15 protein-coding genes are annotated in these 19,912 nt (G+C 43.7%); 4 read left to right on the top strand and 11 right to left on the bottom strand.

From position 1 onward, the window contains the following. Positions 1 to 201 precede the first annotated feature (201 nt). The 11 genes from O3629_RS06345 to O3629_RS06295 all read right to left on the bottom strand — a co-directional run bounded on the left by O3629_RS06345 (position 202) and on the right by O3629_RS06295 (position 14,827). Positions 202 to 702, bottom strand: coding sequence for a DUF3592 domain-containing protein (locus O3629_RS06345; protein ID WP_118228048.1), 501 nt, complete (start codon positions 700 to 702; stop codon positions 202 to 204). Positions 703 to 880: 178 nt separating this feature from the next. After that, the gene (locus tag O3629_RS06340) at positions 881 to 1,465 is read right to left on the bottom strand and encodes a DUF1307 domain-containing protein (protein ID WP_371608917.1); all 585 of its coding nucleotides are present in this window, start codon (positions 1,463 to 1,465) and stop codon (positions 881 to 883) included. Positions 1,466 to 1,593: 128 nt separating this feature from the next. Further along, a complete protein-coding gene (gene galE, locus O3629_RS06335) occupies positions 1,594 to 2,592 on the bottom strand; it encodes a UDP-glucose 4-epimerase GalE (protein WP_371608916.1) in 999 nt (332 codons plus the stop codon). Between the two features lie 63 nt (positions 2,593 to 2,655). Beyond that, positions 2,656 to 4,128: a UDP-glucose--hexose-1-phosphate uridylyltransferase gene (gene galT / locus O3629_RS06330; protein ID WP_287311791.1), complete on the bottom strand. Its 1,473-nt coding sequence runs from the start codon at positions 4,126 to 4,128 to the stop codon at positions 2,656 to 2,658. A gap of 12 nt (positions 4,129 to 4,140) precedes the next feature. Further along, positions 4,141 to 5,319 carry a galactokinase gene (locus O3629_RS06325; protein WP_371608915.1) on the bottom strand — a complete coding sequence of 393 codons (1,179 nt, stop codon included), beginning with the start codon at positions 5,317 to 5,319 and terminating at the stop codon, positions 4,141 to 4,143. Positions 5,320 to 5,558: 239 nt separating this feature from the next. Beyond that, the gene (locus O3629_RS06320) at positions 5,559 to 7,970 is read right to left on the bottom strand and encodes a glycoside hydrolase family 3 N-terminal domain-containing protein (protein WP_371608914.1); all 2,412 of its coding nucleotides are present in this window, start codon (positions 7,968 to 7,970) and stop codon (positions 5,559 to 5,561) included. 124 nt (positions 7,971 to 8,094) lie between these two features. Next, positions 8,095 to 9,537 carry a sucrose phosphorylase gene (gene gtfA / locus O3629_RS06315; protein ID WP_371608913.1) on the bottom strand — a complete coding sequence of 481 codons (1,443 nt, stop codon included), beginning with the start codon at positions 9,535 to 9,537 and terminating at the stop codon, positions 8,095 to 8,097. 126 nt (positions 9,538 to 9,663) lie between these two features. Then, complete coding sequence (locus O3629_RS06310) at positions 9,664 to 10,497, bottom strand: carbohydrate ABC transporter permease (RefSeq protein WP_023918448.1); 834 nt, start codon at positions 10,495 to 10,497, stop codon at positions 9,664 to 9,666. Positions 10,498 to 10,510: 13 nt separating this feature from the next. Then, positions 10,511 to 11,377, bottom strand: coding sequence for a carbohydrate ABC transporter permease (locus O3629_RS06305; RefSeq protein ID WP_024055928.1), 867 nt, complete (start codon positions 11,375 to 11,377; stop codon positions 10,511 to 10,513). Between the two features lie 13 nt (positions 11,378 to 11,390). Further along, on the bottom strand, positions 11,391 to 12,650 hold the full coding sequence (locus O3629_RS06300) for an extracellular solute-binding protein (RefSeq protein WP_125826425.1): 1,260 nt from the start codon (positions 12,648 to 12,650) through the stop codon (positions 11,391 to 11,393). Between the two features lie 14 nt (positions 12,651 to 12,664). Next, positions 12,665 to 14,827 carry an alpha-galactosidase gene (locus O3629_RS06295; RefSeq protein ID WP_371608912.1) on the bottom strand — a complete coding sequence of 721 codons (2,163 nt, stop codon included), beginning with the start codon at positions 14,825 to 14,827 and terminating at the stop codon, positions 12,665 to 12,667. A gap of 160 nt (positions 14,828 to 14,987) precedes the next feature. Between O3629_RS06295 and O3629_RS06290 the strand changes: the two genes are divergently transcribed. The 4 genes from O3629_RS06290 (at position 14,988) to O3629_RS06275 (ending at position 19,912) form a co-directional block, all read left to right on the top strand. After that, positions 14,988 to 15,821: an AraC family ligand binding domain-containing protein gene (locus O3629_RS06290; RefSeq protein WP_257738429.1), complete on the top strand. Its 834-nt coding sequence runs from the start codon at positions 14,988 to 14,990 to the stop codon at positions 15,819 to 15,821. 67 nt (positions 15,822 to 15,888) lie between these two features. Further along, positions 15,889 to 16,896, top strand: coding sequence for a LacI family DNA-binding transcriptional regulator (locus tag O3629_RS06285; protein WP_371608911.1), 1,008 nt, complete (start codon positions 15,889 to 15,891; stop codon positions 16,894 to 16,896). Positions 16,897 to 16,904: 8 nt separating this feature from the next. Further along, positions 16,905 to 17,846, top strand: a complete 942-nt coding sequence (birA, locus tag O3629_RS06280) for a bifunctional biotin--[acetyl-CoA-carboxylase] ligase/biotin operon repressor BirA (RefSeq protein ID WP_371608910.1) — start codon at positions 16,905 to 16,907, stop codon at positions 17,844 to 17,846. Between the two features lie 962 nt (positions 17,847 to 18,808). Then, positions 18,809 to 19,912: an ABC transporter permease gene (locus O3629_RS06275; RefSeq protein ID WP_371608909.1), complete on the top strand. Its 1,104-nt coding sequence runs from the start codon at positions 18,809 to 18,811 to the stop codon at positions 19,910 to 19,912.

The following is a 19,912-nucleotide window of genomic DNA, read 5'->3' as shown; positions in this document are numbered from 1 at the left end:
CTATCTCTTTCTCGGAATGGTAGTTTTTTTTAACATCGAATTCATTTATGGTCACTGGAAAAATATCTGCTCCACTGTGCATTTTATCTTCCATCTCTTTCCACTCTAAAACTAATTTATACAGTTCTTCAGTTGGAATAAAACAAGAGTTTTCTATTACTTTTCTATCAAATTGGAAGTAAACTACATTCTCTTATTCCGTTACATGACATAGAAAAAAGTAACTATCACAATCAATAATATATAGAGAGTACCAAAAATAATGATATGTAATCGTAAGATTCTGTCATGACCTGGATACCTTTCAACGAAGCCTTGTTTAGGTTTTTGGGGATTGCACCATACCGTCATTTTAGAACCAATTGGAAAAATATTTTTTAAATCTAATACATGATAGGGACTTCTGATAAATTTTGTATCAAATACGTCAGCTTTCGCTTTTTTCGATGTTGTTGTTTCATAAGTTGAATAAGAGAAACGTTTTTGATATCTTTCTCCATCTACCACATATTCAACAACTGGTAAGGCAGCTAAATCCGAACCATTTAAATAACTATGTTTAACCACTTCTCCAATAACTTGCATAGTTGCATATTTCTGGATCTTCTTCTCCCTTTTGTAGAACAAAAAATATATTAAAAGAAGAAAGCTAAAAAAAGCTGTGAAGAGCAATATTATTTGAATATATAGGGCTTTCGTCATTTTACAACCGCCTTACTATTTAAAATATATGAATAGAAATTAGTTTAAGGATTTTCTTCATTCCTTTGCCAATCATTCTTTAAACTCACTTTTCCTTAAATCCTATTCTACCAAAATATACCCATGAATTCATACTAAACCAAAAAAGAGCAGCAAACTGAGCTGCTCTCTTTTTGGTTTATTTTTCGACCATACCGCCCTTGATAAGACTGTCTTTCGTTACTGAATAACTGACTGTTTTGTCATCTAGGGGATTGAAGCCTGGTACGATTTCTTTTAATTTATTAAAATCGATTTTTGTGTAATCAATGGTATTGCGGATATAAAAGATTCCGTCTTTGTATTCTGATGTTAGTTCAAATCCATGGCCCATCAGATCTTTGAATTTTTCTTGGCTCTTAGCAACGGCTTCTTTCATGGTTTCAAGAGGGTTCTCACCAGGCACTTTTGAGACGTCGTAATCATCAACTTTTTCTTGTAATAACAAGGTATCTCCCTTGTAATACAAGGTGATAGTTGACTTACCTGCTTCATCACTCGTTTCGAGAACAGTTTTTTGTGCACCTGCTAGTGCATCTTCTTTTTTGCTTTCATCAGTTGATGACTCTTTTGTCTTCTCTTTAGCGGATGATTTGCTTGTTGCTTTACTAGTTGCTTTAGTAGACGATGGACTATTAGATTTTGTAGTCTCTTTTTGTGCGCAACCAGCTAAAAGAAGACCCGCTGTCAAGAAGACGGCTAACATTTTTGTGGTTTTATTCATTTTGAATACCTCACTTTTTTATGATGGTTAGGGAAATGACTGACGTCTGAAACGAGTCATTTGGCAAGATCAACTGTCGTTTTAGATGTTATTAAAAAAGTCTCAAAAATGATGTCCGCAGTCCCTCCTTATCGATCATTGTAGCCATCTGGGTGGCTGGAATGCCAAGCCCAGGCTGCTTGAATGATAGTTTCGATATTGTCAAATTTTGGTTGCCAGCCGAGGATGGCACGCGCCTTCTCAGAGGATGCGATCAGGGTATCTGGATCTCCTGGTCTGCGATCGGCCAGCTCAAGTGGGATCGGATGTCCTGTCACCTTGCGAGCTGCTTCAACGATTTGAAGATTGGAGAATCCAGTCGATGAGCCCAGATTAAAGGCAGTAGATGGGTTGCCATTTCGGAGATACTCCACTGCTAAAAGATGGGCATCTGCCAAGTCAAATGGATGAACATAGTCCCGAACATTGGTGCCATCTGGTGTCTGGTAGTCATCTCCAAAAATAGAGATCTTCTCACGTTTGCCTTGAGCCACTTGCAAGACGATCGGCAAGAGATGGGTCTCTGGTCCATGGTCTTCTCCGATGGATCCATCTGGCTTGGCACCCGCTACATTAAAGTAACGAAGGGGCACATACTTGATCCCGTAGGCTTGATCGGCCCAACGCATGATGGTTTCCATCATGAGCTTGCTTTCACCATAAGGGTTGATCGGTTTTTGCGGAGTGGTTTCAAGAATCGGAATTTCTTCTGGAATGCCGTAGGTAGCAGCAGTTGAAGAAAAGACGATGTAGTGCCCCCCACATTCATGCATGACTTCCAAGAGTTTGACCATGCCTGCTGTATTATTGTCAAAATATTTCAATGGATCTGCCATGGACTCAGCGACCAGTGAGTAGGCCGCAAAGTGGATGACCGCATCGATATCAGCATGTTCCTTAAACACAGTGCGCATAAAGTCTTGATCTGCCAGGTCTCCTTGGTAAAAGACGGCATCTGGATGCACCGCTGCACGGTGGCCTGTGACCAGGCTATCAACCACGACGACTTTTTCCTGTCCTTCATTGACCAAGCGGTCCACCATGTGGGAACCGATATAGCCAGCTCCTCCGAGTACGAGTATTGCCATTTGTTTTCCTTTCGCTTCTTGTCTTCTCTCTTATTGTACCAAATTTCTGCCACTTCTCCACACTTAAAGTGTCGCAACAAAGCGTCTAAAGGCAGCTTGTCCTTCTGCTGTTCGCTTGTAAACTCCAGCATCTTCCAGCACACGCGCAAAGATCTGGCCAACTGATTCACGGACAAGGACTTCTGCCTCTGCTTCGTCTGTGATGGATGGGTGAGTGGCTTTCAAGTCATCCGCCCAAGGCTGGTGGTAGGTCGCCACAGTGCTTTCACGTCCAAGCAGATAGTCTTGAACCTGCTTGAGCTCTTCCTTGAGTCGAGGTGGCAATATGGCCAAGCCCATGACTTCGATCAAGCCAATATTTTCTTTTTTGATGTGTTGCACATCCGCATGTGGGTGATAAATGCCATCGGGATGCTCTGGTGAGGTTTGGTTATCACGGAGCACTAAGTCCAATTCATAATGCCCATCACGAATCCGTGCAATGGGGGTAATGGTATGGTGGGGCTGACCATCGGATACCGCTAAAACTTGAACGGCTGGATCCGAGTAGCCTCGCCAGACCTTTAGGATATGGTCTGCCAGGTCAATCAATTGCGCCTTGTTGTCCGATTGCAAGCGGAGAACCGACATGGGCCAATTGACAATTCCTACCGATACAGCCTCAAATCCCTCAACGCTAAAGCTTTCCTCAACAGGAGCTAGCTCCATAGGGAAGGTATGGCGTCCGCCTTGGTAATGGTCATGAGTCAGGATGGATCCCCCTACAATGGGCAGGTCTGCATTGGACCCTGCAAAATAGCCTGGGAAAGTCTCGACAATGGTCAAGAGTCGCTCAAAGGTCTTGCGGCTAATGGCCATAGGAACATGCTGGCTATCGAGGAAAATGCAGTGTTCATTGAAGTAGGCATAAGGGGAATACTGAAAGCCCCAGTCATGACCGTCCATGTCAAAACGGATAATCCGATGATTGGCCCGGGCTGGATGGTCTAGGCGACCTTGATAGCCTTCATTTTCAAAGCACAATTGGCAGGCTGGATAATGACTGGCTTTGGCAAGCTTGGCCGCTGCAATGTCTTTAGGATCTTTTTCAGGTTTTGACAGATTGATGGTGATTTCAAGAGAACCGTAGGGAGTTTGTGTCTCAAAGGCAATATTTTGCGCAATGGCTTTGACCTTGATGTAATCATTGCGCTTAGAGAGGGCATAGAAATCCGCAATCGCGTCTTCCTTGGACTGACGGTAGGTCTCCCAAAAGCGATGGTTGACTTGACTAGGACTAGGGGTGATCCAATCCATCAACTCCGCACCCAAACTGTCTTTTGCGGCCATACTATCCTGGATCTTGCTATTTGCAACAGCGATCTCTACCAGCTGATCTTTGAGTGCGATCAAGTCTTCTTTTTGAGCTGGGGCGTCTAGCCCTTCTTCTCCAATGCGACTCATGATGCGATTTTTTAGATAAATCCGATCCATCTCTTCGTAGTCACTCGCCGCAATGACGGCTGTGACAAATGCATCTAATACCAGTTCTGTCATCCTATCTCCTTTTTAATCAAGTACCCGTGTCCCCGCCGCAACCTCTGCAATGTAGAAGCTTGGCGCATAGCCAACGACTTCCTCATAGCGTTTGCCGACAACTTCTTTAAATGCTTCAACCTTATCTTTGTTTACAAGGGCGATGGCGCAACCACCAAAGCCTGCTCCCGTCATACGAGCACCAAGCACTCCTTCTTGTTCCCAGGCTGTATGCACCAAGGTATCCAATTCTAGACCTGTCACTTCGTAGTCATGTTCCAAGGATACGTGGGAAGCATTCATGAGACGGCCAAAGCCTTCCAAATCCCCTGCTTCAAGGGCCTTACGAGCTTGGAGGGTCCGTTGGTTTTCAAGTACAGCATGACGAGCCCGTTTGATGCGATTTTCATCCTTGATCAAGTAGCTGTAGGCATCAAAAGACCAGAGATCCAATTCTCCTAAGGTTTGGATATCCAATTTTTCTTGGAGTTCAGAAACGGCGGTTTCGCATTCTGAACGACGTTCATTGTATTTTGAATCCGCTAATTCCCGGCGTTTGTTGGTATTCATGATGACTACGACATTGTCTTTGAGGTCCAGCGGTACCAAATCATACTCTAGGGTGTTGGTATCGAGGTAAATAGCCCGTTGATCAGCTCCCATACCGATGGCAAATTGGTCCATGATCCCAGAGTTAACTCCGATGAAGTAATTTTCGGTTTGTTTCCCGATCTTGACCAGATCTAGACGATCTAAGTGAAGATCATATAGTTTCTCAGCGATGACGCCAATTAAGAGCTCAAGAGAAGCTGAAGAAGAAAGACCGGATCCATTTGGAATATTGCCGTAGACATAGACGTCCATACCGCTATCAATGACATGACCAGCTTCTTGCAAGAAGTGGAGCACGCCTTTTGGATAGTTGGTCCAGTTGTGCTCTTTTTCAAAGTGGAGATTTTCAAGTGGAACTTCAATGATCCCCTTGTCTTCAAAGTTTCCTGAGAAGAAACGCAAGACCTTATCCTCACGCTTTCTTGCCGCTCCGTAGGTACCGAGTGTGATAGCCGCTGGGAAAACATGGCCTCCGTTATAGTCCGTGTGTTCACCAATCAGATTAATCCGTCCTGGTGAAAAGAAGGTATGGTCAGCCTTTTCCCCAAAGACAGCCTGGAACTTTTCTTGTAAATCTTGAGATGTGATTGTTGTCGTCATGAGAAACTCCTTTAGTTTTGTAAACGTTTTTATACTTGTATTATATCTGATCAGAAGTAAAACTTCAAGTATTTTTAGTAAAATTTTATTAATTTTTTATTTTATCTTTAAAAAGCCTATAATATAGGCTTTTAACCATATTCTATTTTTAACTAACTTGGTATCTTTTGAGTTCATTTTAGTAAATTTTTACCAAAAAATCTCAATTGGGAGATTACCCAATTGAGATTCTTCATTTCTTAGTGTTTCTTTCTTGGATAGACAAAAGATCCAAGGAAGGTTAAGAGGCTGATGCCCATGAGGGAGAGGAGGTTCCCTGTTTGACCGGTTTTTGGCAATACCGATGAGGCAGGACTGGCTGACATGCTGACAGGAGCCTGATCAGTGGCTTGTTTCACAGCGATCGGAGTAACTTGTGGACCATCAAGAGGGCTAGCTTTTTCTTGCTTGCTAACAAGGACCTGTGTTCCAGTGTGACCAACCTCTACTGGTTGTGTCTGATGGGTTGGATCTTGGACTGGTGAAGTTGGATCTTGGGTTTCTGGTGTTGGCAATGGTGCAGGTGCTGGATAGAAGAGACCATGACCAATGCGGTAGGCGTACTCTGTTTCCGACATTTTTCCGTCTACAATTTTTGGAATATCAACCGGTAAGGTACCTAGATGTTCCTTGCCATTGAAGATGACTTCCACTCCTGCAGGAATATTAGGACCAAATGCATTGTCTGGTTTGAGGGATTCCGTTGGATCCATTCCCTTATTTCCATAGACTGCCAAAATGGCTTTGGCTGCTGGATAGTTTGCTACATCATAAGGTTTAGAGATAGAAAGGACAGCTGCTTTCTTATGGTTGGTATTGGCATAATTGACAATTTCTGTTGGGATCTTGGTCCGCCAGAAATCTTTATCCAGTTGCCCTTCATAACCGATCTCTGAAATCACTACGATGTGAGTTGCTTTCTCTAGGTCTTCTTTTAGACTATCAAGGGTAGATTCTTTAGTGAAGTTCTTGGCCACAAAGGAGGTATCTTTTGGAAGCACTCCGTCAGCAATTAAGCGACGCATGCCTAAATCGAGTCCAGGGACTTCATTTTCAAAAGCTCCTAAGAGTAAGACATGGTCCCCTGTTTGCACCTTAAATGGCAAGGTATTGTCTTCATTTTTTACAACCGTCACCGCTGCTGCTGCAATCTTACGTTCCAAGTCACGGTTGAGGCTAGATCCGACTGCTTCTTCTGCTTTTTCAGCTGTCCGAGCACTTGGATTAAAATTCAAGACCCCACGTTTTTCTTTGAGGGTCAGAATCCGGCGAACCGACTCATTTAAGCGTTCTTCTGAAATGTCACCGGTTTGGACCGCATCTACCACCGCATTGACAATGGTATCAATCTTAGTCAGATCGGCTTTACTGCGAAGGGTCGTTGGCATCAAGACCAAATCAACTCCTGCCTTGATGGCCATTTTCACAGCTTCCACTTCACCAAAATTCTTAGCGATAGCATCCATTCCCATGGCATCAGAAACAATCACGCCCTTATAGCCGTATTTCTTCCGTACCAAGCCCGTTAAAATATCATCAGAGAGTGTCGCTGGAACATAAATTTTCTCACCCGTTTCTTTTGACACAACCTGATCTTTTTCAATCTGTGGGTATTGGATATGAGCCGTCATTAAGAGGTCTACCCCTTCATCCATGGCTTTTTTGAATGGAAGGAGTTCCAATTTTTCAAGTTCGGCAAGAGATTTATCCACCAATGGCAGACCCGTATGGGAATCGACTGCTGTATCTCCATGACCTGGGAAATGCTTGGCTGCTACGGCTACATTGTAGTCCTGAATGCCTTTCATCATCGGAATACCCAAGTAGGCAACCCGGTTTGGATCAGATGAGAAGGAACGAAGCCCAATCACAGGATTTTGAGGATTGTTATTGGTATCTAGCACCGGAGCAAAATCCACATTCAAGCCTAGTGCAGAAAGCTCCCGACCGATGATTTGACCGGCTTCTTTCGCAAGTTTAGGATCATTGGTAGCCCCAATAGCCATATTGCCAGGAAGGGCAGTACCCGTACCCAAGCGGTAGACGATTCCCCCTTCTTGGTCGATGGCTAACAATAGCGGAATCTTCCCGTTATTGGCCTTGTTTTCGATCGCTGCTTTTTGCATATCTTGCGTCAGAGCCAGAGTTTGCTTGGTTTCTTTGACGTTTTCAGCAAAAAGAATGACGCCCCCAAAATCATATTTATCAATCGCATCTGCCACTTCACCATTGACCTTGGTAAGATCCTGTGGCGACTCCTGATTAGCCTCCTGCCACTTACGGAAGTCCGGCATGATCATTTGAGTCACCTTTTGTTTAAGTGGCATGTTTTCAATCAGTTTTTCCACTTCAGGAGATGCCGTCTCTGTCGATGTTACCGTTGGGGAGGCAGCAGGGACAGCTGCACGGTCTGTTGAAGTCGGCGTTTCGGCCACTTCTCCCTGATTTTCTGTGGTGGTTTCTGGCGTTGGAGAAGCTACCACCTCTTCTACTGTTGCTGCCGGTTCATTGACTTGATCCGACGCTTGAGCTGTGTCTGCTTTTGCTGTTTGAACGGATAATAGAGCAAAAGCAGCTAATAGGGCCGCAGATGGATAAATGATTTTTTTCATAAAGCGACCTCCTTTCTTTCAATAGATATTGTACCATTGTTTTATAGTTTTGTAAACGGTTGCAATATCTAAAACAGAAAAAGGATAAGCTTTTTTACTTATCCCTTAGTTCGTTCATATTTTTTTAAAACACCATTTCTTGACCGTTTTCTGTCACTTGGTAAGTGCCCTCAGCAAGATCGATTCGAGCTACTGCTGTGACAGTCTGGTCTTTGTTTTGGCGCGTGATGACAATGGTATGATCATCTGGTGTTTCCACTTCAATGCTTCCTTCTAGGTCAAAAGCTTGCGAGTTGTTCCGGAAACTAAAGAGTTTGAGAAGGGATTGCACGACTGGACGCTCTACTTCTTGAGCGATTTCTTCATTGCTGTAGTAATGACGGTTGATATTGCGGCCTTCTTTGGTGTTTTCTAAGAGTTCCAAATCATTCTTCCCAGCTAGGAATCCAACATAATAAACTTGTGGAATACCTGGTGCAAAGGCTTGAATTAAACGGGCTAGGAAGTACTTACGATCGTCATCACCAAGCGCTGAATAGTAGGTCGAATTGATTTGGTAGATGTCCAAGTTGTTGTATTCTGCTGTGGAATATTTGCGTTTAACATTTGCCCCTACCTTATAGAGCTCATTTGAAGCATAGTCAATCTCTTCATCTGTCAAGATATCCTTGACATCGACCACCCCAATCCCATCATGGGTATCGAGCGTCGTGAATTGCTTCATCGGACTCATCTTCAACCACTTGGCAAGGCGATCCACTTTTGAACTATAGAGGGTATAGAGGGTTACCATTGGAAGTGCGAAGTCATAGACATAATAGTCGTGATCGGCAATCTTAAACTGGATGGAATAGTGCTCATGAATCTCTGGAAGAAGCTCAGCACCGTAGCCTGCCGCCATATCGCGCACCTTATCCAACAAATCCCAAATGTCTGGCTCCACGAAGAAATCATTGGTGTCCAATTTCTTGACTGCATAGGCAAAGGCGTCCAAACGAATGAGGTCACAGCCATTGCTCGCCAGGTGTTCGATGGTCTTGCGAATAAAGTCCATGGTCACGTCCTTGGTCACGTCTAGGTCAATCTGCTCTTCCCCGAAAGTATTCCAGAGATGCTCAGTTGTTCCATCCGCAAAGGTAATTTCTTGCTTGGGAGCTCGATCTTTGCGCTTATAAATCAAGTCCACATCCGCTTGATTTGGACGATTCTCCGGCCAGAACTTGTCCCAGTTGAGAAAGAGGTCCTTGTAGGCACTTTGGTCGTGCTTTTCTTGGTAGTCCTTGTAGTATTTAGACTGACGAGAAATGTGATTGATCATAAAGTCAAACATAAGATAGTACTTGTCGCCCAAGCGTTTGACATCTTCCCAATCTCCAAAGGCTGGATCCACTTGGTCATAGTCGACAGGCGCAAAGCCACGGTCACCAGTTGATGGGAAAAATGGCAAGAGGTGAACCCCACCTACTGCATCCCCAAAGTGCTTCTCCAGATTTTCATAGAGATCCTTCAGGTTATTTCCTAAGCTATCTGAGTAAGTAATTAACATGGTTTTGTTTTGAATTGGCATAATGGTTCCCTTTCTTTTTTGAAAGCCAAGTCTTAGGAGACCTGGCTTTCTTGAGTTTTTCTATTTTAGAATTGTTTCCTAGGGTACGATTGAAATCAGCAAGCTAAATCGTCCCTTTGTATCTTGTTATTTCACTGCGCCGTTGCTCATTCCTGCGATGATATGGCGTTGGAAGAAGAGATAGACAATGGTGATACTGATAATGCCGACCACGTAAGAGGCAAAGCTTGGTCCGTAGTCGTTGAAATATTGGCCTGCGTAGTTGTATTGGAACAAAGGCAGAGTCCACATTTTGGAATCCCGGTTCAAGACAAGGAGTGGCAACATAAAGTCATTCCAGAACCAAAGGGCATTGATGATCATGGTTGTCGCATGCATCGGTTTCATCATTGGGAAGATAATGCGGAAATAGGTTGTAAATTTATTAGCCCCATCGATCTCAGCTGCTTCATCCAAACTTTCTGGGATAGAGATTTTGATATACCCCACATAGAGAAAGAGGGTCTGTGGAATCGCATAGGTCAAGTAGAGCAAGATCAAACCAAAGGTGTTAGCCAAACCGAGTTTACTCATCATAACCGTAATTGGAATCATGATGACTTGGAAAGGTACGAAAATCCCAAGGATCAAGAGGGTGTACATGATGGTAAAGGCTTTTCTCTTACTCATATTACGTGCGATGGAGTATGCTGCCATGGGGATAAAGATCATTACTGCAAGTAAAGACAAGACAGTGATGACGACAGAGTTCCAATAATAGCCTCCGATTCCATCTGACAAGAGACGGCTAAAGTTGTCCCATGTGAAATTCGTCGGGAATCCAAAGAAATTATCTACAATATCTTTGGTGGGTTTGAAGGAACTAAAGAGGGTGGCAAGGAGTGGCACTAAAATCAGAACCGATCCTAGAATCAATAGAATGTATTTGCCAATCAAGGCTTTTCTTTCATCTTGTTTCATCGTGCTTCTCCTCTTAAATTTCAAATTTCTTAGATACTCTCAATTGGATGATCGAAATCACTACAATCAAGAAGAACAGGATTACGGCAATGGCATTGGCATAACCGAATTGGTTGTTTTTAAAGGCGTAGTTATAAACCAAGAGTCCAAGTGAGGTTGTGGCATTGTTTGGACCCCCACCAGTCATGGCAAAGACTTGGTCAAAGGCAGTAAGCCCACCTTTTAGGGCTAGGATAAAGACCATAGAGACACTTGGCAACAAGTAAGGCAATTCAATATTCCAGAAGACTTGCTTGCTCGTCGCACCATCGATTCTGGCTGCTTCTGTAATTTCAGATGGGATAGATTGCAGACCAGCTAGGAAGATAATGATAGGCATAGCCACCCCTTGCCAAAGAAGGACAAAGACAGCCGCAAAGATAGCTCCCCACTTAGTCCCTAAAAGACTAGTTTGAAGAAACTCAATATGAAGGGCATTCCCAATCGCTGGTAGACCGTAGTTGAAGACTTGTTTGAAGATCAACGCCACTGTCAAACCAGACAACACAGCTGGGAAGAAGAACCAAGCACGGAAGAAGGTTTGGCCTTTGATCTTAGAGTTCAAGACACGCGCAATGAAGATCCCAAGGGCAATCTCACCAACCACCATGGCAATCGTGATGATTGCAGTAAAGCCAATGGCATTCATGAATTTTGGATCCATGAAGAGGAGCTTAAAGTTGTTCAAGCCGACAAACTTGTAGTTATAGGTCAAACCTGTCCAGTTGGTAAAACTGTAAAAGGCTCCTTGGAACATTGGCACATAGAAGAAAATTGCTTGTAATAAGAGGGGAATGACCACAAAAGCCCATGCCCAATATTTTTGTAATACTTTTTTCATCGTCTCTCTACTCCTAATCCACATCCGCTTTCATCGGGTTAAAGAAGGCATTCAAATCATTGACCATTCCTTGTTTATCACCTGTCAAGACATAGTTCATCGTCAAGGTATGGAAGTCTGCTTCACTGGTCCAGTATTGTTGCAACCACACCAAGTGACGATCCGTAAAGGCATATTTGGTCATCCCAGCAAGCGGTGAATCCTCTCCTGCTTGTTTGACCCCTTCGATCGCTGTTGGAGATCCGTCCACATCATAGTATTTTTGCATGACTTCTGGACGGGTCATGTATTCCACAAAGGCATTGGCTTCTTTTGGATGTTTGGTAGTAGCTGAGATAGACCATGCTAAGTCTCCCGCACCAACGGTTAAGCTTTGTCCTTTTTCTTTCCCTGGAATCATGAAGGTCCCAATCTTAAATTTCGGTTTTTGTTCATTGATCGCTGTGATAGCCCAAGATCCATTAGGTGTCATGAGGACATCTCCACGCGCGAAGGCTCCGATAACGTCTGTATAACCTGCACCTTCCCAGTTCTTTTGCTTAGAACCTTTAATGCGAAGAATATCCATGACCTTGATGTCATCCTTCATAATCGGATCAGACAATTTAATGGCATTTGGTTGAGAATAACGAAGATATTGGTTGGCTTCTTTTCCTCCACCGGCTGCTGTCGCAAAGGCTAATTGATTATACCCATTGAGCGTCCAAGCATCTGCACCTGCAATCCCAAATGGAGTTTGTCCTTTGGCAACGATGTCTTTGACTAACTGTTCAAATTCGTCCCAAGTTTCAGGAACCTTCAAGCCCAACTCTTCGAATTTATCTTTGTTGTAGTAGATTCCGTAAGCATTGGCTGTAAAAGGAACGTTGTAGACTTTTCCGTTCACGGCATATTTTTCAGCGTAGCCGTTTTTTACGCGTTTGAGGTAGTCTTTATTGCTTAAATCTTCGAAGACACCCGCTTTCGCCCATTCTTGCAATTCGATGGACTGTGGGTAAATATTAACTACATCTGGCACATCTCCTGCGAGGACACGTGTCTTCAATACTTCACCACCGTTCGGTACATTGACAACTTTGACCTTGACCTTTGGGTTTTCCTTTTCAAAATCACGCGCGATTTCTTCCAAGGTTTTGGTCATTTCTTTTTTCTGGTTGAAATACTCGATGGTCACTGTGCCATCCGCCGATTTTCCATCGTTGGAGCAAGCACCGAGCCCAAACAAGGCTAAGCCTGTTGTCGCAAGAAGTCCGATTTTTTTATACCATTTCATTTGGCTGTCTCCTTTTATTTTTTGACAAAAACATATTGTTTAGTGAGGAAATCTCCCTGAGGAAGAACGACGGTTAAGCCGGCATACATGAGCTCAGCTCCTGAATAGACTTGGTTGGTCCCTTCTAAGCTATAGAGCTCATCTTCTTCCAAACCTTTGAGCTTCAGAGTCGGCTCGATCTCCTCAACCGTTGATAAGACTCTTACATAGGTCACAACCGTACGGTCTTGATAAGTGAACTGGACGGCTGCTTGATTGCTACCATGACCTGGATTGATCAAGCGGTAGTGTTTTCCGAACTGAACAAGGGGTCTAATCGTTTTGTAATGAGCAACTTGATCTGCAATCCTATCCAACTCTTCTTGAGAAAGGCTGGTCAGATCCAATTCATAGCCCAGATTTCCCATCATGGCTACATGTCCACGCGTTTCTAGTGGTGTGATCCGTCCCATCTGATGATTTGGCACCGCTGATACGTGAGCGCCAATAGAAATAGTTGGATAGAGATAACTAGATCCATACTGGATCGGAAGTCTGGCAATGGCATCCGTATTGTCACTCGCCCAGACCTGTGGGAAGTAACGCATCATCCCTAGGTCATTACGGCCACCACCACCGGAGCAAGACTCAAAGAGGATGTGCTCGTATTTCTTCGTCAAGTACGAAACCACTTCATAGAGACCCAAGATATAAGCATGGGATTGCATCTTGGTTTCCAGGTAGGTTTTCCCATTTCCAAGCTTGGTGATATTGCGATTCATATCCCATTTAATATAGTCGATCTCATGGTTTCCAAGCAAGTCATCCAAGACCTGCTTGATATAAGCTACCACTTCTCTATTTGCGAAATCGAGCACCAGTTGATTCCGTGAATAGGTGTGTTCGTAACCTGGGACTTGAATAGCCCAGTCCGGATGAGCCCGATAGAGGTCGCTATCAACAGAAATCATTTCGGGCTCCACCCAAAGGCCAAATTGAAGTCCCTTGTCGTGGATGCCTTGGATCAATTCTGCTAGACTTCCACCTAATTTTTCTTCATTGACGGTCCAATCACCTAGAGCCCGATTGTCATCATAACGATTGCCAAACCAGCCATCATCTAGAACAAAGAGTTCGATCCCCACTTTTTGAGCTTCGTCTGCTAGCTCCAATAATTTGTCTTTCTTGAAATCAAAGTAGGTCGCTTCCCAATTGTTGATAAGAATTGGACGTTCTTTATGAGCAAAGGGACTAGGAATGATATGGTCTTGGACAAATGCTTGACTCTCTTGACTGATACCGGTCAATCCCTCATGTGAGTAGCTGATCATTGCTACCGGCGTATCAAAGCTCTGATTCGGTGCCAACTCCCAGGAGAAGTTTTCTGGATTGATTCCCAATCCAACCCGAACTTCATTGAGTTGATTCTTTTGAACAAATCCTTCAAAATTTCCACTGTAGAGCAGTTGGAAGGCAAGGGCAGAACCGGCATCTTCTGTCACTTCATGATCTGCTAGGATAAGAGCAGGAGTCTGGGCGTGTCCAGAAGCACCACGGTTAGAGCTGATGGAGAAGATTCCTTGCTCCACTTGCTGACGGCGGACTGTTTTTTCTCTCGCATAGGCCCCTTGAAGGGTGATGACATCATAGTCACCTGCTGGGACATCGGCCAACACACTGAGGGCCTTGTGGATCACGACGGTTTCATCACTCCAGTTTTCAATCTTTAAAAAGCTGGTGATGGTTGCCCGATCCTCGTAAGCCGTGTAATAGAGGGTCAAACGCAGGGCCGCTTGATCATCTTCAAAGACCAAGGCCAAGGTTTCAGTACTATCTACTGTATGTGGATTGGGAAGACCAGTTGCCTCGACACTGCCAGAGTAGATATTGGCTCCGACATAGAGGAAATCCGTCACCTCTGTGGCGCCGTGCTGGATTTGAATAGACGGCTTTCGGAAATCTCCAAGCCCGTGCTGTCCTAGGATCTGACGCTGGGTATCCAAGCTGAAGGTTCGATTGTCAGGTGTTGGATTTCCAGAGAAAGCATGATCCTTCTCATGCACCGTATTGAAAAAATGATAAGACGGGATCGGACGTCCCAGATGCTTAAGCATCAGGTAGCCATCTCGATTTTCAAGGATCAGGCTCAGTCCCTTACTTTCTACATAGAACAAATTCTGTTCAATACGAATTGCCATATCTTCCTCCATTGGACCCGAAAAATATCACTATGTATTTTTAAATTCAGTTCCAATAACTTTCTTTTTTAACATGTCTTTATTTTACATAATGTAAACGTTTACTAAAATAGAATTTTGTTGGACATATATGGTAAAATGTTAGGTAGGAGGTTTACCTATGTTAGTCTTTTCTGAATACCAAACTGATACCATTGACCTAGCCCTTGATTTTTATGGCTACGAAGATTGCCCGAAGAACTATGAATTTGGCCCCAGCGTTCGGGACAATTTTGTTCTGCATTTTATTACCAAGGGAAAGGGAGTCTTCCACTTCAATAAAAAAGAAATCCACCTAGAGGCCGGGGATCTCTTTCTTCTCCCCAAAAATAAAGTGACCTACTACAAGGCCGATGCCGAAGAACCTTGGTCCTACTACTGGATTGGCATCAGTGGCACCAAGGTGAGTGATTTCATGCGTTTTTCTACCTTGCATGAAAAAGGCTTTCTAAAGAAAACAGAGGTGGAAACCGAACGGATCGGCCAGTTTATGGAACAACTCGTCCACAAGGCAGAGGCTTCAAAAATGACCTCGCACTACCAACTCCACCTTCTCTCTCAGATCTATGAACTGCTATTTCTTATCAGCGAAGTGGCTCCCGATATCCATCGGAGCCATCCATCTCCGACCTATCAACTCTACCTGACCTGCAAGCATGTGATTGAGACACATTACAATAAAGAACACTTGAGTATTCAAGAAATCGCCGATCACCTCAATGTCCATCGCTCCTATCTGACAACTGTCTTTAAGGAGTTTCACCAGATCTCTCCCAAGGAATTCTTGCACTCGGTCCGCATGCAGCGTGCCCAACAGTTACTGACCAATACGGACGAAAGCATTAAGATTGTAGCTTACTCGGTTGGCTTTTCAGACCCCCTTTATTTTTCAAAGGCTTTTAAGGCCTATAGCCAACTGACTCCTAGCCAATATCGCAGCAAACATAAAATTTAGTAAAATTTTATTTCTTTTTACTAGTTTTTAGAGTATACTGGAAGTAGAAATCAATAAAGGATGAACTATGGCAACGATTAAAGACATTGCGGAAAAAGCAGGCGTTTCTCAGGCAACGGTCTCTCGCGTCCTCAACCAGGATGCAACCTTATCGGTTGGGGAAGACACGCGCAGTCGGATTCTTCGCATCGCCGAGGACCTCCATTACCAAAAGAAGAGCCGCAAAACAGCGCCTCAACCAGTTGAGGATTTTCATAAAATCGTCATCTTTGAATGGTACACGCGCGAAGAAGAATTAGATGACCTCTACTACTATGCCATTCGGATGGGGTTAGAAAAACAAGCCCAGGAATTAGGCTATGAGATCTTTCGTATCTTCAATAATGACGATTGGTCCTTGATTCAAGAGGCAGACGGCATCATCGCTCTTGGGAAATTCAGTCCTAAGACCATTCGAGATCTAGAAAGCTACGGCAAACCCCTGATCTTTGTCGATAGCAATACCCTCTATTTAGGACATTCCTGTGTGACGACCGATCTAGAAGATTCTGTCATCACCGCTCTCGAGCATTTCCTTGAGCAGGGCCACAAGGAGATCGGGCTCTTGGTTGGTCAGGAAGAAACCGCAGATGCGACACCGCTACAGATGGATCCCCGTCAACGGACCTTTCAACAGTTTCTCACGGAAAAAGGACTTTATGAGGAGCGCTTTGTCTCTGTTGGGCAATTCTCGACCGAGTCGGGTTATCAGATGATGGAGCAACTGATTCAAGCATTAGGCGACGACTTGCCAACTGCCTTTTTCATGGCCAGTGATGCCTTGGCTGTCGGAGCCCTTCGCTCTCTTCAGGAGCACCAAATCGCAGTTCCTGATCGCGTCAGTCTCATTTCCTTCAATGATACTTCCATCGCCAAGTATGTCTTTCCTGCCCTCTCTACAGTGACCGTCTACACAGAAGAAATGGGCAAGCAAGCCATTCAAATGTTGCGGCAAACCTTTCAAGGGGCTCAACCAAGTGTTCCCTATATGGTCAAATTAGCTACCAAACTGACGATTCGAGATAGCAGTCGCTAGGAGGTCCTATGAAAACACACGAAATCCTCTTTCAAACCCTTTCTCAGGCAGATGATTATGTCAACGGGGAGCAGCTGGCAAAAGAACTAGGTGTTTCCCGCACCTCTATCTGGAAGGCCATCCAACGTCTAGAAAAAGATGGGGTCGTCATCGAATCCCTCAAAAAGAAGGGCTACAAACTGGTCTCAGGCGATATTCTGCTTCCTGAAGTGATCGCAAAAAATACCCAATTGACCGTTTCCTTAAACGAACAATGTAGCTCCACCCAATTGGATGCAAAATTAGGCATAGAAACCCATCAAGATGGCAAGGCGCTCTACCTAGCCAATTCGCAATCCGCTGGAAAGGGCCGCTTTGGTCGTGACTACTACTGCCCCGATCAAGGGGGCATCTACATGTCCCTTCATCTCAAGCCACAACTGCCCCCTGCGGAGCTCCCCCCTTATACCTTGATGGTCGCTGGAGCCATCTACAAGGCTATTAAAAACCTGACCCTGATCGATATCGATATCAAGTGGGTCAATGATATTTACTACCGCCATAAAAAAATTGGGGGAATCCTTACCGAAGCTATCACGTCCATCGAGACTGGTCTCGTCACGGATGTCATTATCGGAGTCGGTCTTAATTTAGCCATCCCTACTTTCCCAGAAGAGCTAGAAAGTAAGGCAGGTTCCTTATTTGAAGGCCCTTGTCCCATCACCCGCGATGACCTCATCAGTGAGATCTGGAAGGAATTCTTCCAAACAGATGTCGATGAACTGGTCTACCTCTACAAAGAGCGCTCTCTGGTCTTAGGACGAACTGTCACTTTTGAGCAGAACCAACAGACCTATCAAGGCCTTGCCAAAGACATCTCTGATACCGGCCAACTCTTGGTCCAATTAGACAATCAAGAAGAAATCTGGCTCAATAGCGGCGAAATCTCCCTCAAGCAGTGGAATCTATAAAACAGAGCTCACAACTCACAAAAGAGTCTGGGACAAAACGCTGTCTCAGACTCTTTTGTGTGAAGAAATATCAAAAATTTTTAAACCAATTCTTGATAAATTCTAAGCATATATCTAGTAGGAATTTGATAAATAATAATACAATTCCAATCTTCACAAACATGTAATATTTTAATGTGGTGTCATCAAATTCACTCACAAAAATCGGAAAGGTGAGAATATTAGACGGATTGATAAGAAAATAAAGTGAGATACAAATGGATAAAACCAGCGCTACTATAAAAATTTTTTTATGTATTTGCATTTTTTACCTTTTCCTTTCTTGTTTTACAACATTAAATACCAATCACCAATTTTATATAACCTGATTAATTCTTCCATTCCCCTTTCTAACAGGCTATTTTATAGTTCTTACACCTTCATCATATAAAAATTTCAAAATAATACAAGTCTGTTTTTCTAATTATTTTCACGATATAATAATAAAGTTTGAATATTAAACAAAAAACTCAGTAACTATTCCAACAAACTCTATAAAATTAACTTTTTAGATAGCGCCATGATATATTTAAGCTACTAAACAGTTCAATTCAGTATGTTTTTTTGCCCTACTTTTAAATCATGATATTGAAAATACCTAAAAGCGCCTTCCGAAATTCAATTATATTTCAACATTTTTAATTACTCTCAATATGAAAGTTCTTTCCAAATCCATGCAGAGGGCATCTAAATCAACAGGAAAAGCCTTGAAATCAAGGCTTTTTCTTGTCTATAGCAGATTTATTTTTGTATTCATTAACAATTAATAATTGAGAATCAAATTGAACACAGTAAACAAATCCGATTCCTTCATACTCTACCAAACACCAGCCTCCTATTATCCCCCCCACTTGTGGTATGATGGTAGAGTATGTTTAGGTGCCGAGCTACTCGAGCACCTCCGTGCTAAAAGGAGAACGAATATGAAAATCGCATGGAATGAAATTAAATACCAACCCAAGAAGTTTATCCTGATTGAACTCCTCATTACCATCCTCATGTTTATGGTGGTATTCTTGTCCGGTCTGACAAATGGACTGGGCCGGTCGGTATCGGCCCAAATCGATAACTATGGGTCGCTACATTACATCCTTTCAACAGATTCAGAAGGGATTATCCCCTTTTCAACTATTACGGCGAAAGATGTAGATGAGGTCCAAAAGATAGAGGGGGTGGACTATTCTGGCTTGTCCATCCAGCGGGCAACCGTCTCAAAATCAGAGGATTCCAACACTCTGGATATCACCTACTTCGCGACCGATCACAACGAAGAAGAGATCCTCAATCCAATCATGGAAGATACAGACCTCAAGATCTCCGACTTAAAGAAAAACGAGGTCATTTTGGACAGTTCTTTCAAAGAGGATGAGGGGATCCAAGTCGGTGATCAAGTGATCGATAAAACCTCTAAGCAAAAACTCAAGGTCGTGGCCTTCGCGAAAAATGCCAAATACGGCTACAGCGAGATTGGCTTTATCAGCTCGGATACCTACACAGGCATGCGACAAAAAACAGATCCAAGCTATCAATGGCAAGCCCAAACCCTCGTGACCAAGAAAAGCATCCCTTCTAGTGATCTAGCCAGCAACTTGATGGTGGCGGATAAGAAGCAGGTGATCGATAAAATCCCTGGCTACAAGGCTCAAAACCTGACGCTACGGATGATCACGTGGGTTCTCTTACTCGCTTCTTCTGCTATCCTTGGGGTCTTCTTCTATATCCTCACCCTGCAGAAGTTGAAACAGTACGGTGTCTTGAAGGCTATTGGCATGTCCATGAGCCAGATTACCTATGTCCAACTATCCCAGCTCACCATCATCTCCCTCATTGGAGTGCTGCTGGGGCTTGGCTTGGCAACCATAATGGCGCCATTTTTACCTAATAGCGTCCCTTCCTTTATGACCCTGAAGGACAATCTCACCATCTCGGTTAGCTTTATCCTAACTTCTATTTTGTGTGGTGCCTTGTCCCTTGTTAAAATCAAAAAAGTAGATCCAATCGAAGTCATTGGTGGAAATGGAGAATAA

Source organism: Streptococcus sp. 27098_8_12 (assembly GCF_041432115.1).
Lineage (GTDB): Bacteria > Bacillota > Bacilli > Lactobacillales > Streptococcaceae > Streptococcus > Streptococcus parasanguinis_V.
Note: the sequence above shows the minus strand (reverse complement) of the source record. Positions and strands in the feature narration are given on the sequence as shown.

Coding starts and splice junctions, on each gene's coding strand:
- O3629_RS06275 (WP_371608909.1), top strand. CDS start 18,809: ATGAAAATCGCATGGAATGAAATTAAATACCAACCCAAGAAGTTTATC.
- O3629_RS06340 (WP_371608917.1), bottom strand. CDS start 1,465: ATGAATAAAACCACAAAAATGTTAGCCGTCTTCTTGACAGCGGGTCTT.
- O3629_RS06345 (WP_118228048.1), bottom strand. CDS start 702: ATGACGAAAGCCCTATATATTCAAATAATATTGCTCTTCACAGCTTTT.
- birA (WP_371608910.1), top strand. CDS start 16,905: ATGAAAACACACGAAATCCTCTTTCAAACCCTTTCTCAGGCAGATGAT.
- gtfA (WP_371608913.1), bottom strand. CDS start 9,537: ATGCCAATTCAAAACAAAACCATGTTAATTACTTACTCAGATAGCTTA.
- O3629_RS06325 (WP_371608915.1), bottom strand. CDS start 5,319: ATGACGACAACAATCACATCTCAAGATTTACAAGAAAAGTTCCAGGCT.
- galT (WP_287311791.1), bottom strand. CDS start 4,128: ATGACAGAACTGGTATTAGATGCATTTGTCACAGCCGTCATTGCGGCG.
- galE (WP_371608916.1), bottom strand. CDS start 2,592: ATGGCAATACTCGTACTCGGAGGAGCTGGCTATATCGGTTCCCACATG.
- O3629_RS06305 (WP_024055928.1), bottom strand. CDS start 11,377: ATGAAAAAAGTATTACAAAAATATTGGGCATGGGCTTTTGTGGTCATT.
- O3629_RS06290 (WP_257738429.1), top strand. CDS start 14,988: ATGTTAGTCTTTTCTGAATACCAAACTGATACCATTGACCTAGCCCTT.
- O3629_RS06300 (WP_125826425.1), bottom strand. CDS start 12,650: ATGAAATGGTATAAAAAAATCGGACTTCTTGCGACAACAGGCTTAGCC.
- O3629_RS06285 (WP_371608911.1), top strand. CDS start 15,889: ATGGCAACGATTAAAGACATTGCGGAAAAAGCAGGCGTTTCTCAGGCA.
- O3629_RS06295 (WP_371608912.1), bottom strand. CDS start 14,827: ATGGCAATTCGTATTGAACAGAATTTGTTCTATGTAGAAAGTAAGGGA.
- O3629_RS06310 (WP_023918448.1), bottom strand. CDS start 10,497: ATGAAACAAGATGAAAGAAAAGCCTTGATTGGCAAATACATTCTATTG.
- O3629_RS06320 (WP_371608914.1), bottom strand. CDS start 7,970: ATGAAAAAAATCATTTATCCATCTGCGGCCCTATTAGCTGCTTTTGCT.